This window comes from Proteus sp. TSJ240517 (assembly GCF_047921575.1).
In the GTDB taxonomy this organism is placed as follows: Bacteria; Pseudomonadota; Gammaproteobacteria; order Enterobacterales; family Enterobacteriaceae; genus Proteus.
On sequence record NZ_JBLRMH010000010.1, the window covers coordinates 83,135 to 104,204 of the forward strand.

Genomic DNA, 21,070 nt, shown 5'->3' on the forward strand with positions numbered 1-21,070 from the left:
AGTTAGCTAAAAGTTTATTATCTTTAATTTTTTAAATTTACGATAAGTATAAGTCGAGGTATTTGCTATGTTAATAAATGATATAAAAATAAGTGGCGATAAAAATATATTGCTGGGGAATTCATTGTTCTTTTGCATTCCTTTAAATAATGATTTCCCAGTAAAAATATATGATGAAAAAACGACTAAAATTATAAAAGGAAAGGCTTTTATTTATAATGCCAAAAATGAAGATGTTATTTTTCAATCTGAAAATCAGTCATGGAAAATTGAGAAATGTTCATTTTTTATTTGTGCGAGGTTATTGGCGTTTATTGATTATGCTCGTGATTTTTCAAAAATGACAGCAATAGGATCTGAATTTGATATTAATCAACAGATTTTTTATATAGAAGATACTAATAAATCTCTAGAATACGTATTAATAAATGAAGCAATAAAAACAGAAAGTCAATTAGAGCCTTTATTTGTCACGATAAGACACAGTGAAAGTTATTGGCTTATTTTGCATCTCATTAGCTATTTAGATGAGAAGAAAAGTAATATTGCACAAATCGGAGAGCGATATGGAGTATCAGGTACACATTTTAGACGACTATGTAAACGTTATTTAGGTAATTGTGGAAAAAGTCAATTGCGTTCATGGCGTGCAGCATCTTCAATTTTAACCACGCTATCAACCGATGAATCATTGACACAAATTGCAGTCGATAATGGGTTTAGTTCAGCGTCTCATTTCTCTAATGAAATTAAGACATTATTTGGTATTACGCCAACAGAATTTCGCCGAATTGGTCAGCATCTTTATGAAAATAAAAAATAAGATTTATTGTGCTATTGGGCTAGCACTTTGCTGCAGTTTGTCTTTTCAAACTCAAGCTGCGCAAGGAAAAGTTATTTATACACATCAGGTGAAAAAACCTGATGTTTTTATTGCGGTTGATACGCGAGTAGAACAATTCTTTCTTGTGTTATCAGATAAACTAAATAAACCTTTTATTCTGAGTAATGCGGTAAAAAAGGAAAGAGTAACTGGAAATTTTGATATTTCCTCACCAGAAGAAGCATTTGAATTGATGATAAAACGCTTGTCATTACTCTATTTTAATGATGGAAAATCAATTTATATTTATGAGAACAGTGAGATCCTGCAAGAGCTATTTCAGGTACAAAATATAGGTTTAATTGAGCTAAAAGAATATTTACAAGATGTGGGATTATATGATCCTCGTTATCCACTGCGAGCAGGTCGTGATCAACGCACTTTTTATATTTCTGGTCCCCCTGTCTATATTCGGTTGGTTAAAGCGGCGGCTGAGTTTTTAGATAATGATGTGCAAGAGCAAATTAATGAAAATATAAATAATCAAGTACCAACGGGAAGTTCTCGTTATGGTGATGAGTTTGTACAAATATTTCCATTAAAAAACACTTTTGTACAAGACCGAGCTTACACTTTACGTGATGAAAAAATTGTTTTACCTGGTATTACTTCTGTTTTACAGCAACTATTTATGTCTTCTGAGGGAATCAAAAGAACAGCAATAGAGCCTAGCCGTAATATAGAAAATGACAATGCACAGCAAGATGATGAAACGATAAATAGCATTCAAGAAGCTAATGCTCCTATTATGACCAAAATGGGACAATATAATGTCGAATTAGTCCCTTTACCAGGCTCAAATAGTCTTTTAGTTAAAACGAGCCGAGAAGGTTTAGCGCTGATTGGTTCGCTGATTACTCAATTAGATAAACCGAAAAGGCAAGTTGAACTGTCACTATGGATAATCGATATTTCTAAAAATAAAGCCGATAGTTTAGGGGTTAATTGGCAGGCGAGTTATGGCTCGAGTAAAGGTACTTTCTTTTTTAATACGGCAAGTTTAAGTGCAGCATCTGGTTTGAGTTTCTTAGGAAAAATCAAAGCATTGAGTGAAGATGGTGAAGCACAAATGGTGTCTCGTCCTATTTTATTAACTCAAGAAAATACACCTGCTATTTTTGATAACAACACCACTTTTTATACACAAATAAAAGGCGAACGCGTTGCTTCATTAGAATCAACAACGTTTGGTACGATGATCAGTGTATTACCTCGCATTGGTAATTTGAATAAAGATATTGAGATGATCATTAATCTTGAAGATGGTGCTGAGAAAAAAGATGAGAATGGTGATGATGAAAGTGTTGAAAAATTACCGGTTATAAACCGTACAAACATTAGTACTGTTGCCCGTGTTTCTGAAGGTGGAAGTTTATTAATTGGTGGATATACACGCGAAGATAATGTGAAAGCTGAGAATAGCGTTCCTTTTTTAAGCACTATTCCTTTAATTGGCCGAGCATTTAGTTATCAATCTGAGAATAACAAAAAAATGATCCGTATTTTTATGTTGCAACCTCGATTATTAGAAAATTCGGATACTGAAGATTTTGGATCTTTAATTGAAAATCCATTTCAACCAATTGATAAAAAAACATCTCAAGCATTAAAACAACTTCAAGCCTTTATGAGGTAGCACTATGATCGGGCCAATTAATACCTCTACTTCCACAAATTTAGCAAACAACAGTATTGGTAAAAAAAGCCAACAAGAAACAGAATATAAACAACCAAAAATAAATGAAAGTCAAAACTATCAAAATCAATTAATCGAGATATCTGATGATATGTCTATGGTTGCAACACTGTTTTCTCAACGCTTTGGTCAATCATTAGATAAAAAAGCAAATAGAGGGCAAAGCACATTATATATTGCAGAAGAGGGGGCAGATAAGAAACTCGATAAAGTCATGATGTTATTTAGAAAATCAGGGCGAAGTTTGCAAGAATTGCTCAGTTATTTACGTAAAATGTTCCCTGATGAAAGTGATCTCGTGATGGTTTTACGAGAATTACTTAGAAAAAAAAAGTTAGGTGCACAATTAGATGCAGGTATTGAGAATGAGATAAACCGTTTACTTGAGGGGGAGAATGGAAAGCAAATTAGAGCTGGTATTAATATTGCGCTTCAGGCTAAAACATTTGCAAAGTTACTTTCTCTCAATGCTCAGACATTAAGAGATCTTTATCGTAGTTTTATTAACCTTGATTTTGAACCTATTTATTTTTTTAAGATGTGGGTAGAAGAGTATGACATTAAACAATGCACAATTATTTTGAGTTTTTTAACACAAAGCTTGATTTGTGATATGCAATCATTAATGCCCAGTTGTTCTCAAAGTTCAGAGTTTGGTTATTTTCTAGACCGTGTTAATAAGTTACGGACTTTATGTAGCTTTATCGAAATCAATATAGAAAAACTAGAAAAACAAGATTTAAAAAATACAATAACAGATAAAGAGCTGTATCAATTGGTTTTTCATGGAATGACATTTCCAGAAGAAATGGAAAAATATTTAATATCTCTTTTAGAAAATAAATGGATAGATTATTTAGTTAATATAAAAATGAAATTATTACAAGGAATAAAAACGATATTTAATAACTATCCAGAGTCATTATATTTATCTTATGAATTTAGAGATGAATGCCAAATAATCATACAAAAACTTATAGATAATTACCTTCGATTAGAACAATATCAACAAAGAAAATAAACAAAAAATAATTTATGGATAATTTCTATGATTTATAGATTCCTATTGGCAATAAAAAATAGACCAGAACTAATCGTATTATCGGTTATGATTTTGGTTATTATGATGTTAATTATACCTTTGCCAACATATATTGTGGATTTCCTTATTGGATTGAATATTACTATTTCTCTTCTTATTTTTATGAGTTCATTTTATATTACTCGAATATTGAACTTCATGACCTTTCCAGCATTATTACTGATTACGACACTTTTTCGTCTTGCTCTTTCTATTAGTACAAGTCGATTAATCTTATTGGATGCGGATGCTGGTGAAATTATTACTTCATTTGGTGAGTTTGTTATTGGTGAAAATTTAGTGGTAGGTTTTGTTGTTTTCTCAATTGTGACTATTGTGCAATTTTTGGTAATTACTAAAGGTTCTGAACGTGTTGCAGAAGTTGCGGCGCGTTTTTCTTTGGATGGTATGCCCGGAAAACAAATGAGTATTGATGCTGATTTAAAATCTGGGATCATTACTAATGAAGAAGTGAAAATAAGAAGAAAAGAATTAGGTCAAGAAAGTCAATTATATGGCTCCTTCGATGGTGCAATGAAATTTATTAAAGGCGATGCAATTGCGGGCATTGTCATTATTTTTGTTAACTTAATTGGGGGAATTTCTGTCGGTATGGCGCAAATGGATCTCTCAATTTCACAAGCGTTACATACTTATACACTTTTGACCATTGGTGATGGGCTTGTTGCTCAAATTCCTGCATTGCTGATTTCTATCAGTGCGGGTTTTATTGTTACGCGCGTTGGTGGTGAAAATAATAATCTTGGTTTTAGCATAATGAATGAATTGTTAGCTCAAGATTTTGCGTTGTTAGTAACTGCAATCCTTGCCTTTGTTATTGGTTTTTTACCTGGTTTTCCAACCCCTGTTTTTCTTATTTTATCGGTAATATTAGGAGGCTATTTCTTTAAAAAACAATGGAAAAGTAAGAAAAAAGAAGCCTCTACAGAAAGTGGGGATGAAAAAAATGAAGATGATGCTTCAGATCCTGATAGTAAAAAAGGCATTATTTCAAATCTATTTTCAAATAAAAATGAATCAGACGATGAAAATAGTTTATTAACTGAGAATATTACCTTATCTCAAGCAGAAACATTACCTTTAATTATTACGGTTTCCGCTAAGAAGAAAGCGTATCTTTCAAAACTAGTTTTTGAAAAATGGTTGAAAAAAGAATTTATTTTACAATACGGTGTGTTGCTTCCCGATATTGTTATTCATTATTCGGATAAAATTGATGAAAATAAAATTATTATCTTAATAAACGAAGTTAAGGCGGATGAATTTGATTGTCCTTTCCCCTTTGTTTATGTTGAAAATCCTAATGATGAACTTTTTTCTTTAGATTTTAAAATGATAGAGATTAAGGATAATGATGTTATCCATTATTGGATTAATAAGAATGATACAGATAAATTAACATCGTTAGGTTATAAAGTAGAATTGCCAGAAATCTATTTTTATAGAAAATTTTCCAACTTGATTACATTGAATATTGTTGAATTTCTTGGAATACAAGAGACAAAAAATATTCTTGACAAAATAGAGGAAAATTCACCTGAACTTTTGAAAGAGTGTTATAGACAAGTCTCTATTCAACGAATTAATGATGTTTTACAACGCCTAGTACAAGAAAAAATTCCTATTAGAAATATAAAAACAATAATAGGAGGTTTAGTACAATGGGGAAGTAGAGAAAAGGACCCTGTACTTTTAACTGAACATATCCGATCACTGCTTTCACGTTATATTAGCCACTTTTTTTCAAAAGATGGAAAATTTAATGTAATTATTTTATCTCATAATGTAGAAGAGATTATTCGTAGTGGAATAAGGCAAAGTTCTTCGGGAACATTTTTAAATTTAGAACCTGCGGAGCTTGATATGATAATAGAAAAAATATCTACTGCTATTGATGAGATTAAATATATTCAAGATTATGTGTTTTTAACAGCAATAGATATAAGGCGATTTGTTAAAAAACTAATAGAAACACAATATCCACAGCTATCTGTATTGTCTTATGATGAAATTACATCTGATATTGAAATTAACGTTTTACAATCTATTTAGGAGAGATTATGTCTTTTGATCTAGCAAGTTTAATTATGGATGCCATGAATGTAATTGGACGCAATGATTTATTCTCAGAGGGAAAATCTGTTGATAATCATTCAACAATAACAATTAGTTTAGGCGATATGCCTGATATTAATTTATTGGTTGTTGATGAGGTTCCTATGATCTGGTCTGTGCTTGGTGAATATGATGAAAACTTATTATCACAATGCAGTACATCATTATTATTAACCAGTATTAATAATCAAATGGAGAGTTTTTATCCGGGGCAGCCTGCTTTAGTGAAAGTAGAATCTGAATTAGAACTACGTGCCTCATTTATGCCCATTGCTTTACAAAATGGTGAATCAATGGCGAAAGCGATTGATGAATATTTCCAAATGATGAATAGCGTTCATCAACAGTTTATTGGGTAAAAAATGAATAACACATTTTCAATATTTCATCACGCGGCTCATCCTATGCGAATACAAGGTAATATTCTTGAAGTCATGCTACGTGATGTATTTATTGGAGAAATTTGTCTATTAAAAGATCCCATCATTAATGGTCAAATTATTGGTGAAGCGATAGTGATTGGTTTCCGTAATGGTATTACGATTTTAAGTATGATGGGAAGTTCGCAAGGTTATTCTTTGCAAATAATCGTAGTACCGACGGGAAATGCTTTTTCAGTCGCTTTAAGCCCTAATGTTTTAGGGAGTATGATTGATATTAAAGGTAACTATTTATTACGCTTTAGTAATAAAAAAATGGAAGAAGAAAACTTCTATTCATATTTACCTATTGATGGTCATCCTCCCTTATTTAGTGAAAGACGACCTATCACTACAATTTTTGAATCAGGTGTTCGTGCAGTTGATGGATTATTAAGTTGTGGATTAGGGCAACGAATGGGAATTTTTGCCAGTGCAGGAACGGGTAAAACAATGCTTATGAATATGTTTATCCGTTTTTCTCAAGCCGATGTTTTTGTTATCGGGTTAATTGGTGAAAGAGGGCGTGAAATCACAGAGTTTGTCGAGGAATTAAAAGCAGATAAACGATGCGAAAAAACAGTATTAATTTGCTCAACTTCAGATCAACCCGCAATAGAGCGTTGTAACGCAGCATTAGTTGCCACCACAGTTGCTGAATACTTCCGAGAACAAGGCAAGAATGTCGTATTATTTATTGACTCAATGACACGTTATTGTCGAGCTTTAAGGGATGTCGCTCTTACGGCTGGCGAACTTCCTGTTCGTAAAGGTTATCCTGCTTCTGTCTTTGATAAATTACCCGCGATCCTAGAAAGACCTGGAGTGACTGAAAAAGGTTCAATCACGGCATTTTACACTGTCTTGCTTGAAAGTGATGATGAACCAGATGCCATAGGAGAAGAAATTCGTTCTATTTTAGATGGACATATCTATCTTTCACGAAAAATTGCCGCTTCGGGTCATTATCCTGCGATTGATATTTTAGGCAGTGTGAGCCGTATTTTTCAGCAAATAACCCATGTTGAGCAACAAAAAGCAGCATTGAAAATAAGACAAATATTGATGCGTTTACAGGATATTAAATTATTACAAGAGGTGGGTGAATATCGTGTAGGTGAAAATGAATTAAACGATCTTGCTGTAAATAAACAATCAGCAATAGAGGCGTTTCTTGTTCAATCCTTCAAAGAAAAAGCCGATTTTCAACAAACTTTGAACCAACTTTATGCGCTTACCTCTTAATCAACAGGTATTGATGAATGCTATTGCTAAGCGCCAGCAAAGAATAGAAAGAGAGCAACAAAAGCATCAACAGTTAATAAAAGAGGCTGAAGATAAGAAAAAAGAACAAATGCGATTAGCTTCTGCGCTAGAAAATGAAATCCCTATGTATGAAAGAGTGGGGCATTATTCAACGCTTTCGTTAAATCAACAAAAACGTAAACAAGCTATTGTCTTAGCGTCATTGAATATTTCCATTACTCAAATTAAGGAAATAGAGTATCAATTAGATAAATTAAAAAAAGGAAGTCTAAAGTTACAAAAAGAAAGGGAAGTGGTGATCAAAAAACAAAAGAAAATGAAGCTTTATCTTGAAAGAAAAGCATTAAAAAAAGAGTTATATATTGAAAGATTAGAACAGAACGAAATACAGGAGATGGTATTGTATGATATTAATAAAGACAGATAATGTTATCTTAAATACAAATTTATCAAATGAAAGAATTAGTGAAAATAAGTCTGTTTTTTCTAAAAAATCATCACTTTCTTCTACTGATTTAGAATTATCAATGACTGATAATGAGAGTGTTTCTTCTGAAAATGTCAGTAAGATAAAACAAAAACTAGATGACTTTTATCATCTAAATCATAAGGATGATATTGACCTAAAAAGTCATCTAAAAATAAATTCCAATAAAACAAAAACTAAAGACGAAAAGGATAAAAAGGATGAAACCGATTTTTTAAATTTAGAAGGACTATTATTAACACAAAGGAAAATATATTCACAAATTTGCGTTCATGCAAAGCAAGTGAAAATAGAAAAAAAATCACTATCTAATCATGAAAGTAAAAAAATACCTGTTTCTCATAAGATAACGGTAGAGAGTAATTTAAAAGTTACGAATGATCTTAAATCAAGTAAAGACATAAGTGTTGGTGCTTCTGATGGCAAAAAGGAAAATAAATTAGATATTAATGGGGCAGGTTTGCTTGATGAAAGGAAAGTCGTCAATCAGAAAGTAAAAAGTGTAGAGAAAAATAAAGTTATTAATCATAATGTAGAAGAAATAGATAATAAAATTAAAACTCATAAATTTATCAAGAACAATGAAAAACAAGTAGAAAACAACATAGAGAACAATACAGAGAATAAACAGTATTCCTATGGGGAAGAACGCTCTTTTTCTAAAGATAATACTGCATTTAAAATAAAAGAGAATACATTGGGTATTCAAAATGACCTAATAGAAAAATTAGATCATTCAGCCCATAAAAATAGTCATTCAAAGAGTAATGAAATAGAGAAAAATAGTCTTTCATTTAATACTGAAAAACGAAATTCGAATATAGATAAATTGGATGAAAAAAAAGTAAAAGAAGAAGTTAGTAATATATCTATATTTAATAATATAAAGCCAGAATATCAACAGAAAATACAAGAACCCTTAATTGATAAAAAACTGCTTGATATACCCGCTTTAAGTCTTCTTTATAAAGAAGTATCAAAGATGACTCAACCTCCTAGTATTACTTATGTTTTTAAAAAATGGGGAAGTGAGCTTCATCAGATGAAAGTTAATTTTGATATCAATAAAAAGATCGAATTGATTGCTTCTACTGGACGCGTTTATCAGTCCTCTTTAGACAATTTTAATCAATATCAAGGACGATTAGCGCTTTCATTAGAAAATGATAATTCTCATTGGCAGATTAATGCAATTGATCCTTCCAATGATAAAGAAGATGAAAAATGATCTTATCAGATGTTAAAGAAAGTATTACTCAAGATCAAAATAGCGATTCAATGAATATTCTATCTTCTTTATATGAAGCTCAATTGCCGATCACTTCTGCTTATTATTTTAAAATAAAAGGTAAAAATACATTAGGTTCATTTACAGGGCTTATTGCCGTTAACCAAGTCATGGATAGCCTGTATTCTGAAAAAAAAATAGATTGGGAGCAGGTTCCAGAAGCTTATCTTCGCGTTCTATTCTCACAGAAATGTTCACAATTATTGTTTCCTTTTTCGAAAGAAGAGATGTCAGTAGCGGTAGAAAATATCTGTTTAGGAGAGCAAAAAGAAGTTAGCTATCCCGTTGTAAATACCTCAATAGGAGATGTATTTATTTGCTCTTTTGAGGGGCATTATGAATGGATGTTATCTTCAAAAAATAAAATAAATGCTATTGCTCAATTCCAGCTTGGTAATAGCAAAATGACCGTTTCGTTATTAAAAACCCTTTCTTTGGGGGATATTGTGTTGATTGATAGCATTGATTCTTCACTTATTATTGGTGAAAAAAAATGGATGCGTTATCAATGGCAAGAAGGAGAAAACACGGTGGTTTTAGATGAAGAGTTACTAGCTAATGAGGTAGAGGAAGAAGCATTAATTGAAGATATTGATACAAATACAGCGACACAAGAAAATGAGGATTTAAAATCAATTGGTACTATTCCCATCACCTTGTCTTTTTTACTCGCAAGTAAAGTATTATCTATTGAAGAAATTGAAAAACTAGCCCCAGGACAACAAATTATATTACCTGATAATGCTTCACGACAGATTACATTAGTTGTTAATGGTGTTGCTATTGCTCAAGGGGAATTAATTAAAGTGGGTGAGCGATTAGCTGTAGAAATTCAACGTTCCCATTTACAGCAAGATTAAATATATGGAAAGCTCAACGACGCTCATTTTAACGTTAGCACTAGCAACATTAGCTCCTTTTATTATTGCTGCCGGAACCTGCTACTTAAAATTCTCTATCGTACTTGTGATGACTCGTAATGCTTTAGGTGTTCAGCAAGTGCCTTCTAATATGGTACTCAATGCGATTGCATTAATGATGGCTTTGTTTGTTATGACACCAATAGCAAAAAATACCTATCATTATCTTATTGAAAACCCGGTTGATATAACTTCTCCTGATTCTTTTGAGCGATTTTCTGACGATGCATTAGGGGAATATAAACAATATTTATACAAATATTCTGATCCTGAGTTATTAGATTTTTTTGAACAAGCACAAGGAAACCGACCTGATAGCTATGGCGAGAAAGAAAATATAGAAAAATCGTTGTTATCACTGCTTCCCGCATATGCATTAAGTGAAATAAAGTCTGCTTTTATTATTGGTTTTTATCTTTATCTACCTTTTATTGTTATTGATTTAGTTGTTTCTTGTATTTTATTAGCGCTGGGGATGATGATGATGAGCCCAGTCACATTATCAGTGCCGTTAAAATTAATTTTATTTATCGCTATGGATGGTTGGACTCTCTTAGCTAAAGGACTAATTAATCAATATCTTGAACTCATGGCGGTAAGGTAATGGATATGGTTTATGCGGCTAATAAAGCCGTTTATTTAGTGATATTACTTTCAGCGGGACCTATTGCCATTGCGACATTTATTGGATTGGCGATTGGCTTATTACAGACCATTACACAAATCCAAGAACAAACATTACCTTTTGGTGTAAAACTTGTTGGTGTTTTTGTTTGCTTATTAGTCACTATGGGTTGGATGGGCGATAAAATATTAGTGTATGCAAAAGAGATGATGACGTTAGGATTTGCAGGATAAATAATATGTTAATACTGCTAGGGTATATACAGACTTATTTAATCGATCTTTTTTTACTTGTTGCAAGATTATTTCCTATCTTTCTTTTTATTCCTTTTTTAAATAGTCGAGTTCTTAATAGCCAATTATTAAAATATATTATTATTTTTTATATTGCTATGGGAATTAGACCCAGCATTATTATTACAGATGAAGTAAGAAATATATGGGAAATTATATTATTAAGTGAATTACTTCTTGGCGTTTTAATAGGGCTTCTTTTTGCTACTCCATTTTGGATCGCGTCTGCATTTGGCGAGTTTGTGGATAACCAACGGGGCGCTAGTATTGGGGATACTATTAACCCAACTACGGGAATTGAATCTTCTGAATTCGCTTCATTAACGGGTTTATTTTGTGCTGCCTATTTTTTATCGACAGGTGGCTTAACCTTATTGATGACTACGATAAAAGATAGCTATGACGTATTTCCCATTGGTTATTTTAACAAAGAAATTGGTTACTCTTTTATTGGGCACTGGCTTAATAGCATGATTCATACTGCGCTTGTTTTAGTCTCACCCGTACTGATTATTATGTTTTTAAGTGAAGTTGCACTAGGTGTTTATTCTCTATTTTGTCCTCAACTAAATGCATTTTCACTGTCATTATGTATAAAAGGAATTATTGCCTTTATATCATTACTTCTTTTCTTTACTTCGGCGATGACCACAGAACTTTATGCATTTTTTAATAATAGATACTTTTATACGATCTTTATGAGTATTTATCATGGCTGAAAAAACAGAAAAACCCACTCAGAAAAAACTCGATGACTCTGCAAAAAAAGGGCAAAGTTTTAAGAGTAAAGAGTTAACGTCAGGACTTGTTTATCTTATCGGTGTTATGTATTTATTTCATCAAGTTGATTTAGGTGAATTTAGTCGTTTTTATCAATCTCTTTTACTTCATCCAACAAATATTACATTAAAGAGTTACGTCGATGTGATATCAAAACTATTCTTTGATATTGTTTTGCCGATACTTGTTGTAGCTTTTTTATCTGGTGCTATTCCTTCTTTATTTAGTTCGCGTTTTAAACTTGCAACTGAAGCTATTAAGATTGATCTTAATCATATCAATCCAATTTCAGGATTTAAAAAAATATTTAGTATAAGAACAATAAAAGATTTATTAAAAACATTATTATTTATAGTTATATTTTTAATTACTTGTTATGTTTTTATTATTTTACATGGTAAGGAAATATTTATATTATACCGCTCTGATTTAAATGTTGTTGTTGATAAATGGTGTTCACTCGTCGTTAATTTTGTATTTATATTTTTTATTCTTTCAATACCTATTCTTATTTTAAATATTATTGCTGATTTCTTTATCTTTATGAAAGATATGATGATGGAAAAACATGAAGTTAAGCAAGAATATAAAAATATGGAAGGCGATCCAGAAATAAAATCAACTCGTCGACAGTTTCATCAAGAATTGCTTGATGAACCGATGAAAAAAGTAATTCGAGATTCATCTGCTGTTATTGTCAATCCAACCCATGTGGCTGTTGGTATCTATTTTGATCCTGATAATGGCATTATGCCTTTAGTTTCATTGAGCTGTATTAATGATAAAGCATTGGCGGTGAAAGCTTATGCTAAAAAAGTAGGAACACCAGTTGTTCGTTATCCTGAACTGGCGAGAAAAATTTATCATAAATATCATTTATTTGATGTAATGATAGATCAAGATTTATTAGATGTTATGGATATTCTTATTTGGCTTAAGAAAATAGAAATTGAAGGATTATTAAGAGAAGAAATGGACTATATAAATTAGTAATAAATCAACCTAGCGCATATATATTTTAATTATAAAAATAATGTATTTATTTTTATAAATATAGGCGTATGTTTTATTAAAGTAATTAATTAATGATTAAATTAGAATTTCATTATTAATTATTCATCATCGATGAAAGGATTAACATCATGTCAGTATATAAAAAAATGTCAGAAAATGAACTTGATCAATTAGCAAACTACATTGTTTCTATTGTTCAGAACGGGACATCACTCAAGGACGAAGGCGCTATCCCAGAAGGATTTATGGAAGGAATCTATTCATTTGCTTATGACTTTTACCAGAAAGGAAAACTGGATGAGGCCGAAGCAATTTTCAAATTTTTGTGTCTCTACGATTTTTATAATGTTGATTACATTATGGGGCTTGCTGCTGTTAAACAATTGAAAAAACAGTATCAAGCGGCAATTGATCTTTATGCTTTAGCTTATCTCAATGCGAAAAATGATTATCGACCTGTCTTCTATGCTGGGCAATGTAATTTATCGCTTGGTGAAAAAGAAAAAGCAAAATATTGTTTTAATCAAGTTTCAGAAAAGATTAACGATCAATCTATCAAAGAAAGAGCCAATGTTTATTTAGAATCATTAAAAGATATTCCTCTTGTTGTTCTTAATGCAGATAAGGAAGAACAGTATGAATGATATTAATAAGGTTAATGATAAAATTATATTTTCTACACCTCTACCTTCTAAGGAGGTAGAAAATGTCACTATAAATACGACACAGCAAGCTCAAAGAATTAATACTGTAAATGAGCATATTGTATCTTCACAAATTAAAGATAAAGAAAATAAAATTTCTGCACCTGCTCTTAGAGCACCTATTGAGCAGAAGAAAAATAATCAAAGAATTAATGTTCAAAATGATGTGCAGTATAAAATCAATGTTTTTTCTCAACAAAATAAAAAAGAAAATGACAAGGCTGCTTATAGCCAAGAAAAAGGTAACAAACTAGATATATCTCAAAATCAAAAATCCTCTTTAGCATTCTCAGCACCAAGTCAATCAGAGAATAAAAAATCGACGAAAGATTATGATTTTTTATTTTTACAACTCTCTTATCAGAATGCCATTCATCAGAATGTTTTAGATAAAATTAAAGATCCAGATAAGCTTGATTATTATATAGATAAGCTAAATAAATTAGCTCAAGGCATTGATGGCTTAAAAGAAAAATTTAACTCTGTTCTAGATACTATAAAGAATAGTAAAGATGCTTATGTTGATTATTGGATGGAAATCGATAGTCAAATTAAATCGAATAAATTCAAAACAGAAGCTGAAGTCGAAAAATTCTTAAAAAATAATAATATTCCTAGGTCATTAATTAAAGATTTATTATCAGGAAATATTAACTCTAAAAGTGATATGGAAAATTCACTTAAAAAAGCATTTCCATTTTTGAATTTACCAGATGATATTTCTAAATTATCGTTAGATGATTTAGATAAATTATACAGTACGTTATCTGATTTTTTTGATAATACTTTTAAATATATGCCTAATGTTTCTATTAGTGAAGATAGAATTAATCAGATCACTTCACATAAGGACGAATTAAAAGCCTTAATAAATAAAAAAGAAAATACATCAATAAAAACAAATTTAGATGAAATCAGAGAAACCTATAGAGTCCTTACATCTACTCAAAGTGCATTAGAACTTGAAATAATGTCAGACTCCTTATCAGGAATGGCATTATTAACTTTCTTATTAGCGAAAACACGTGAATTAACACTCAAAGTAATGTTGCAACGTTCTGAAAATGAACAAGCGCTCTTTGAGGAAATGCAAGAAGTGACGGAAAAATCACTTAAAGAAAAAATTGACGATCAAAAAGCTCAAATAAAAAAGCAAGAAGAAATCCAATTTTGGGCAGGTATTGGTTTGAAGCTGTTAGCTGGATTATTAGCCATCGTTGCGGGTGTTGCTTCTATTTTTACGGCAGGCGCTTCCATGGCTTTAATGGCGGTTGCAGTTGTATTAATGGTCGCCGATGCTGCATTAACTATTGCAGATGAAGTGTATCAAGCGATACATGGCACATCGTTTATGGATGAATTAATGCAACCTCTTACTGAAGCTTTGATGGAGGCTTTAGATAAGGTGGTCGATTTTCTAGCGGATATGATTTATGGCTCTTTAGATGCATTAAAGAAATTAGGTATAGATAAAAAAATCATTGAGGATATAAAAAACTCAATACAAGATAAATTAAAAATGGGACTTAAGGCTTTAATTACCGCGGTTTTATTTATTGCCGCAATTGCATTAAGTTTTGTTGTTGGTCCAGCTGTAAATGGTATAACCAATGTAGCCAAGAAAATTGTTAATCAACAAGTCAGAGATATGTTGAAAAGAGTCTTCAATGAAGCACTTGAACTTATGATGGGAAAAATGATTAAAGAAATCATTGTTCAAGCACTTGAAGAAGCCATGAAGAAAATTAATAAACTACTTGCTAAAGAGTTCAGTCAGAAAGCAGGTGTTATGTTAAACAGAACCGTAGTTATTTCTAAGTTAGCCAATGCAACAGCAACAAATGCAGTTAATATTTATAGTAGTGTTCTTTCTGCAAAAATTATGCAATCTGTCGCTGATAGTAAAAAATTAGATGCCATATTAAATCTTATTCAAAAGCTAATGGATAAGATAATGGAAAGTTATCATGAGAATATCGATACCATCACTGAAATTTTAAAAAATATGAGTGAAAAATCTTCTATAAGTAATCGAACTAAATCAGATATGATCAGAAATATATCTATTTAATAAAATTTATTTTTATTAAGGAGTTAATATGAATATGAATATTAAAGTAAGTAATGATAATTTATTATAATAACTATAAGTCTGAACTTAATGAAGTCAGTGGGAATAAAGATTTTATTAATGATGGAAAATTAAGTAAAGAAAATTTAGAGAGTTTAAGTAAAGATATTGATAATAGATTAAATAGTATTTTAGAAAAAGCAAAAAGCATATCAAAGCCAATTCTAACTGAACCAGAAGTAAAAACACCGGATATAAAAAAGATATTAAAATCACTCGAAGTTGATAACGATAATGATATTTATGATCATATAAAAACAGAAAGTTTAGGTATGTTTAATTTTGTATCTTCGGATATGATGAAATTAATCAATTTGATTGTTAAGTATTTAGAAGCAATGATTAAAAAGTTCGAAGCATCCAGAGAAATGGGCGTGATGCTGATGAATATTGAATTAAATATGGCTGATCAAATAAAAGATAATCTTAATAAAAAAGCCAATATTATGATTGGTGCCGCAATTACGAGTGCGGGTATTTCAATGGCAGTTCATGGCATGGGGGCTTTTGTTTCAATTAAAGGGATGGGGAAAGATCTTATTGGTCATTCTAACCCAACGATGATCACCGGTAACTTAGTGACTTCAACTGCGGACCCTTTAGCTAGAGTAGCAGACCAAACTTTGCAGTCTCAAGGAATTGTACTGGATGGTAAACAGAAAGTATTGGAAGCAAGAGGAAGTATTAATAATCATGTCATTAATAATAATAACGAGATGCAACGCGAAGTAACGGAAGTGATAAAAGCATTGTTACAAGCCATTGAAGCAATTATTCATGCGCAGCAGGATGCTGCTTCTGCAATTGGTTCGAATGTAAGAGGATAATTTATGGCTAAAGCTATTGATTCAGGGATGTCTAATATAGCAAGTCATTCAAAAATCTATTTTTCAGATAATGATATTGTTTCTACATCTAAAAATGAAAAACATGTTTTAGATGATATGAAAGAGTTATTAATAAATATAAGGCGAGAAAAAAAAGATTTTGATCTTGATAACTGGATTGATTGTAATAATTTAAAAGGAAAAACAGAGAGGGAAATATATGTTTCTCTCTCTGCACAATATGATAAAAATATTATTTTTCATAATCAATGTTTAAGCTCTATAAAAAAATTAGAACCCATTATAAAAGATGTACGTCCAAATCATGGTTATCCTACTGATTCATTAAGTGATTTTTTTTATGAAGTTAAGCAATCAATCGTTGTAGGTAAAAATGATTATTTAGATATTCTAAAGGATGTTTTTTCCAATTATATGGATTATGTAAGGGACTTAAGAGCAGCAATAACATCCATTACCCAATATACCAAAGCGGGTAAGAAAGATGGGTGTATTGCAATTAATTATATTGAACTTAAAAAAGTATTGGAGAATGTTAAAAAAAGTTATCATGAAAAATTAGGAGAGAAATCATTTTTTTACACTAAACTTTTATTTGAATGTCAAAATGATGGGAGTTACATTAGAAAATTAGGGGGGTATTTAATAAGTTATAAAGAGAAAGAACAAGTTTATCAATCATTAAATGCAATAGAAAAATTATTAAAAGATATAAAAGGCATTAAGGTAATAAAAGAAAATCACTCATTAGAAATAAAAAATAATATTGAATTTAATTTTATTGGCCATATCGATTTTGATGATCTTGATAATCTCTTGGAAAAAATAAATACTGATATTTCTATGGATGGCGTATTATCGGACGCTGAGATAGAGAAAAAAAGAAAACAACTACTTTATGATAATACATCTTTATTTGGTTTAGTTAAACCTGGTTTTGATATTGAAGAAGAAATGAGAAAGATAAAAGCAGATAATGAAAATAAAAAAGAAGAAGTAAAATATAAAAATGTTTTACAAACTGAATTTGATTTATTTAAAAAATCGCTTGATTCATTAGAAAAGAGAATGAATTCTAATCTTGATGAACTCTCTAAAAAATACAGCTCAGCAAATAGCAATTATGATAATTTTGTTAAAATAGTGAGCAGTACAATGAATACATTATTAGAAATGGCGAAAGGTTTTTTACGATTTTAATTTTTTATAGAGATTAAAAGTAAAGTTTATATTTTTAGAGAAAATAGCCCAATAGTGCTAACGTTTATGTGTTGTTTTAAGTTTTGTTAAAATATTAGTTTTAATTTTTTCTTGAAACAACTTCTTTTATTTTTATATAAAAGGTTAATGTTATGGCTACTGCTATTAATTTTGATGTATCTAAAAGTAACAATAAATCACATATAGAAAATAAATCCTATAATGCGATAGTACATAATCAGGAAGAGTTTTTAAATAATACAAATTTTTTATTAGAAGATGTGAAAAGAGAGTATCAAGAATTATCTCTTAATGATGTTAAAGATGATAATAAATTTGAACACCTCTCTAGTAAAGAAAAAGGTTTTTACCTTGATGAACAATATGTAAAAAATAATATTAATCAAAAGAAAAGTTTAAATGAAATTAGTTATGCTTCTCGTGCAATAGAAAATGCGCAATCAAATGACAGTTATCCAACAGATTCATTAAGTGATTTATTTAACGAGGTGAAAAACTCAATTATTTCAGGTAAGGAAGATTATTTAGATGTTCTAAAAGATGTTTTTTCTAAATATATGGAATATATTAAGGACTTAAGGGAAGCTTTATCGACACTAAGTCAAAATACTATTGCTGGTAGTAAAGATGGCTATATTCATGTTTATTTCAAATCATTCTATGATGAATTAAGTAAAGTCAAGGATAAATATCAAAATGGTACACAGGGTGACCATTTTTTCTTTTATCATCGGGTATTTGGGCAACATCAAGATAATGAGCAATATTTGAGAACTATTGATGGAAATAAGATCTATTATAGTAATGAAGAGCAATTAGATAAAGCATTAAGATCAATTGAGGATTTACTCAAAGGTGTTAAAGGAATTAATAGTTATAGAAATAATCAATCTGTAGCACCTGATGTGGATAATGTATTTATTGCAGTAATTGATTTTTCTGATTTAGATAAGTTTATGAAGGAAGTTTTTGATAGAAGTAAAGACAATAAATATATGTTACAAACAGAGTTCGACTTATTTAAAAAGACTCTTGATGCCTTAGAAAAGAGAGTTAATACTAATTTAGATGAATTATCAAAAAAATACAGTGCAGCCAATAGTAATTATGATAATTTTGTAAAAATAGTGAGTAGTACTATGAATACTTTATTAGAAATGGCAAAAGGTTTTTTACGATTTTAATTATATTTAGAGTATCATTATGGAAAGTAAAGTTATTTTAGGGACGAAAAGAGCTGATATTAAAATAAATATCAGCTCTTAAATTTATAGAAAATAAATTAGAATTTATATTCAATACCTAACCAGTAATTACGGCCGTCTTCCATATAGCCTTGTGTATACTCGTAAGACTTATCGAATAAGTTATTGACAGAGGCATTAGCAGAAACACCATAACCAAAGTCATAATCTAAACGTAGATCGGTTTTTGCATAGCCTGCGAGTTTGTCATCTTCATCAATACGGTTATATGTCCAACCTTGCGCTTCTTCCATAACAGTAAAGCGAACGTGTTCTACTGGAATAAACGTTATCCACATATAGGCTTTATGTTTTGGTAAGCCTTCAATATGTTCGATTTTTTTCGGGTCACTGTGAATATAGCTATAGTTTACACCAAGTTCTAACCAATCAGTGACGTTGCCTTTCGTGCCTAAATCAAGACCTACATAGTCGATGCGTCCACTATTTTGGTTTTGGAAAAATGCTTTGCCATCACGATAAACTGTGTGTGCCATAATTGCATCACTGACACGGTTGTAGTAAATGCTGGTTTGGTAACCCCATTTATCAGTAATGTGCCCTTCATAGGTCAGATCAAACGATAATGCACGTTCCGGATCTAAATCTGGGTTAATAATCCCTTTTGAGCCATCTTTGGGTTTTTCAGTAGTGTAACGTTCTTTTTGCGTCGGGAAGCGACTACGATCAGATACGGAGAAGCGGACTGCATCATCATTGGCTAAAGAATATTTCGCCATCATTTCCCAGTTAAAAGCCGTTTGCTTGTTGTCATCAGCCCCTTTATCGGTATCAACACTATCACGCCAGTCATAGCTAATGGCACCCACTAAATCGAGATCATTGGTGACAACCCATTGGTATTCTGTGGCTAAAGACCATGTTCTGTCTTTATAACGCATCCAATCGCCACCTTTCTCTTTTTGAGCGCGGTGAACGTCATCTTTCCAATGTGCGGCAAAAGAGAGTAGGTCACTGTCTCGAGTATCAATACCTAATTGCAATGCAGCGCCCGTGCTGTAGTCGTCATAGTGGCTATAGTCAGGTGTGTCACCTTTTTTCGGATACATATAGAGGGTATTTTCGAATTTATCGTGATAAGCACGGCTTTGTAGATTAATACTGTCTGTGATTTGTGTTACGCCGCTATAGTAATAGCTCTCTTTGTTGTAATCCGGCCATGCCCAATATTTAAATTTACCTTTACCTAATGTTGACGGCGGGCTATTTTTTTCACCGTCTTGTTTTACATAAGTCAGGGTATATTCGTCAGAAGCGCGTGGCGTCCAACCCACTTTGATCATGCCACGTTTATCATCTGTTGCCGAATTATCACGGCGTCCATGTGTACCGGCTGCTTGATTATTTTCATCAGCGCCCGGAATTGGGGTAAAGCGTTGCTTTAATTGGCTACCACTGATTTGAATAAAACCTAAATCATTACGTGCGCCTAAACGTGCGCTCATGTTATGGGCGTAATCGGCACCGCGTGCAAAACCTTGTGAGTAAGCAATACTCCCTTCTAAAGGTTTTTTCGGTGATGCGGTAGTGATATTGATAGCGCCACCCATTAAGTTAGGGCCTTGTAGTAATGAGGTATAGCCTTTGTTGACTTCAATACTTGCTAGATCATTGGTGGTAAAGCGGGCTAAGTCTAAGTTGCCATCATAAGGAACATACGTTGGAATACCATCAAAGAAGACTGGCACTTGGCGGCTATCAAAGCCTCGCACTTTAATGGTGTATTCATTGCGGTTGCCCGATTTTTGCATCACAACACCGGGTAATGTAGCAATAGCTTGTGCCGCATTGACTTTATTTTGTTCAAGCATCTGTTCTTGTGTTAACACATCTGGATTGGCTGCAATCGGGCTACTCCAAACGGTTAATAGATCAGGGGTTGATTGCCCATAAGTGGTGTCGGCGATTGCAATACTTGGTAATAGAGCAAAAGATAAACAGTAGCATAGAGGTTTTAATTTCATCATTCCAATCTCAATTTGTAATCTATATATAAATTTTTATATAACGAAT

At 31.5% G+C, this 21,070-nt stretch carries 19 protein-coding genes; 18 read left to right on the plus strand and 1 reads right to left on the minus strand.

Annotation, left to right across the window (positions count from 1 at the left end):
- The first annotated feature begins 67 nt into the window (after nucleotides 1-67).
- The 18 genes from ACNARN_RS16050 (at nucleotide 68) to ACNARN_RS16135 (ending at nucleotide 18,976) form a co-directional block, all read left to right on the plus strand.
- Complete coding sequence (locus ACNARN_RS16050; protein ID WP_198620583.1) at nucleotides 68-823, plus strand: helix-turn-helix domain-containing protein; 756 nt, start codon at nucleotides 68-70, stop codon at nucleotides 821-823.
- Entirely contained in the window at nucleotides 807-2,519 is a 1,713-nt protein-coding gene (sctC, locus tag ACNARN_RS16055) for a type III secretion system outer membrane ring subunit SctC (protein WP_198620582.1), read from the plus strand. Before ACNARN_RS16050 ends, sctC begins: the two co-directional genes overlap by 17 nt.
- A gap of 4 nt (nucleotides 2,520-2,523) precedes the next feature.
- Nucleotides 2,524-3,600 carry a type III secretion system gatekeeper subunit SctW gene (sctW, locus tag ACNARN_RS16060; protein ID WP_198620581.1) on the plus strand — a complete coding sequence of 359 codons (1,077 nt, stop codon included), beginning with the start codon at nucleotides 2,524-2,526 and terminating at the stop codon, nucleotides 3,598-3,600.
- A 27-nt stretch (nucleotides 3,601-3,627) separates the two neighbouring features.
- Nucleotides 3,628-5,733, plus strand: coding sequence for an EscV/YscV/HrcV family type III secretion system export apparatus protein (locus ACNARN_RS16065; protein ID WP_198620580.1), 2,106 nt, complete (start codon nucleotides 3,628-3,630; stop codon nucleotides 5,731-5,733).
- An 8-nt stretch (nucleotides 5,734-5,741) separates the two neighbouring features.
- Nucleotides 5,742-6,155, plus strand: a complete 414-nt coding sequence (locus ACNARN_RS16070; protein ID WP_196532927.1) for a type III secretion protein — start codon at nucleotides 5,742-5,744, stop codon at nucleotides 6,153-6,155.
- 3 nt (nucleotides 6,156-6,158) lie between these two features.
- Nucleotides 6,159-7,460 (plus strand): type III secretion system ATPase SctN, encoded by a 1,302-nt coding sequence (gene sctN, locus ACNARN_RS16075; RefSeq protein WP_198620579.1) that lies wholly within the window; start codon nucleotides 6,159-6,161, stop codon nucleotides 7,458-7,460.
- Nucleotides 7,444-7,908: a type III secretion protein gene (locus ACNARN_RS16080; RefSeq protein WP_198620578.1), complete on the plus strand. Its 465-nt coding sequence runs from the start codon at nucleotides 7,444-7,446 to the stop codon at nucleotides 7,906-7,908. The genes sctN and ACNARN_RS16080 overlap by 17 nt, the downstream gene beginning before the upstream one ends.
- On the plus strand, nucleotides 7,886-9,196 hold the full coding sequence (locus ACNARN_RS16085) for a hypothetical protein (protein WP_368927890.1): 1,311 nt from the start codon (nucleotides 7,886-7,888) through the stop codon (nucleotides 9,194-9,196). The genes ACNARN_RS16080 and ACNARN_RS16085 overlap by 23 nt, the downstream gene beginning before the upstream one ends.
- Complete coding sequence (locus ACNARN_RS16090) at nucleotides 9,193-10,116, plus strand: FliM/FliN family flagellar motor switch protein (protein WP_198626476.1); 924 nt, start codon at nucleotides 9,193-9,195, stop codon at nucleotides 10,114-10,116. The genes ACNARN_RS16085 and ACNARN_RS16090 overlap by 4 nt, the downstream gene beginning before the upstream one ends.
- Before the next feature lie 4 nt (nucleotides 10,117-10,120).
- On the plus strand, nucleotides 10,121-10,780 hold the full coding sequence (locus tag ACNARN_RS16095; protein WP_198626475.1) for an EscR/YscR/HrcR family type III secretion system export apparatus protein: 660 nt from the start codon (nucleotides 10,121-10,123) through the stop codon (nucleotides 10,778-10,780).
- A complete protein-coding gene (gene sctS, locus ACNARN_RS16100; protein ID WP_072069116.1) occupies nucleotides 10,780-11,034 on the plus strand; it encodes a type III secretion system export apparatus subunit SctS in 255 nt (84 codons plus the stop codon). The genes ACNARN_RS16095 and sctS overlap by 1 nt, the downstream gene beginning before the upstream one ends.
- Before the next feature lie 5 nt (nucleotides 11,035-11,039).
- A complete protein-coding gene (gene sctT / locus ACNARN_RS16105) occupies nucleotides 11,040-11,813 on the plus strand; it encodes a type III secretion system export apparatus subunit SctT (protein ID WP_349442924.1) in 774 nt (257 codons plus the stop codon).
- Nucleotides 11,806-12,864 carry an EscU/YscU/HrcU family type III secretion system export apparatus switch protein gene (locus ACNARN_RS16110; protein ID WP_416304686.1) on the plus strand — a complete coding sequence of 353 codons (1,059 nt, stop codon included), beginning with the start codon at nucleotides 11,806-11,808 and terminating at the stop codon, nucleotides 12,862-12,864. Before sctT ends, ACNARN_RS16110 begins: the two co-directional genes overlap by 8 nt.
- A 152-nt stretch (nucleotides 12,865-13,016) precedes the next feature.
- A complete protein-coding gene (gene sicA / locus ACNARN_RS16115; protein WP_198620572.1) occupies nucleotides 13,017-13,532 on the plus strand; it encodes a type III secretion system translocator chaperone SicA in 516 nt (171 codons plus the stop codon).
- On the plus strand, nucleotides 13,525-15,663 hold the full coding sequence (sctE, locus tag ACNARN_RS16120; RefSeq protein WP_416304687.1) for a type III secretion system translocon subunit SctE: 2,139 nt from the start codon (nucleotides 13,525-13,527) through the stop codon (nucleotides 15,661-15,663). The genes sicA and sctE overlap by 8 nt, the downstream gene beginning before the upstream one ends.
- 53 nt (nucleotides 15,664-15,716) lie before the next feature.
- Nucleotides 15,717-16,550, plus strand: coding sequence for a type III secretion protein (locus ACNARN_RS16125; RefSeq protein WP_416304688.1), 834 nt, complete (start codon nucleotides 15,717-15,719; stop codon nucleotides 16,548-16,550).
- 3 nt (nucleotides 16,551-16,553) lie between these two features.
- On the plus strand, nucleotides 16,554-17,771 hold the full coding sequence (locus ACNARN_RS16130; protein ID WP_416304689.1) for an IpaD/SipD/SspD family type III secretion system needle tip protein: 1,218 nt from the start codon (nucleotides 16,554-16,556) through the stop codon (nucleotides 17,769-17,771).
- Nucleotides 17,772-17,923: 152 nt separating this feature from the next.
- Complete coding sequence (locus ACNARN_RS16135; protein WP_416304690.1) at nucleotides 17,924-18,976, plus strand: IpaD/SipD/SspD family type III secretion system needle tip protein; 1,053 nt, start codon at nucleotides 17,924-17,926, stop codon at nucleotides 18,974-18,976.
- 98 nt (nucleotides 18,977-19,074) lie between these two features.
- Here the strand turns inward: ACNARN_RS16135 and ACNARN_RS16140 are convergent, their stop codons facing one another.
- Entirely contained in the window at nucleotides 19,075-21,021 is a 1,947-nt protein-coding gene (locus ACNARN_RS16140; protein ID WP_198620627.1) for a TonB-dependent receptor plug domain-containing protein, read from the minus strand.
- Nucleotides 21,022-21,070: the final 49 nt, after the last annotated feature.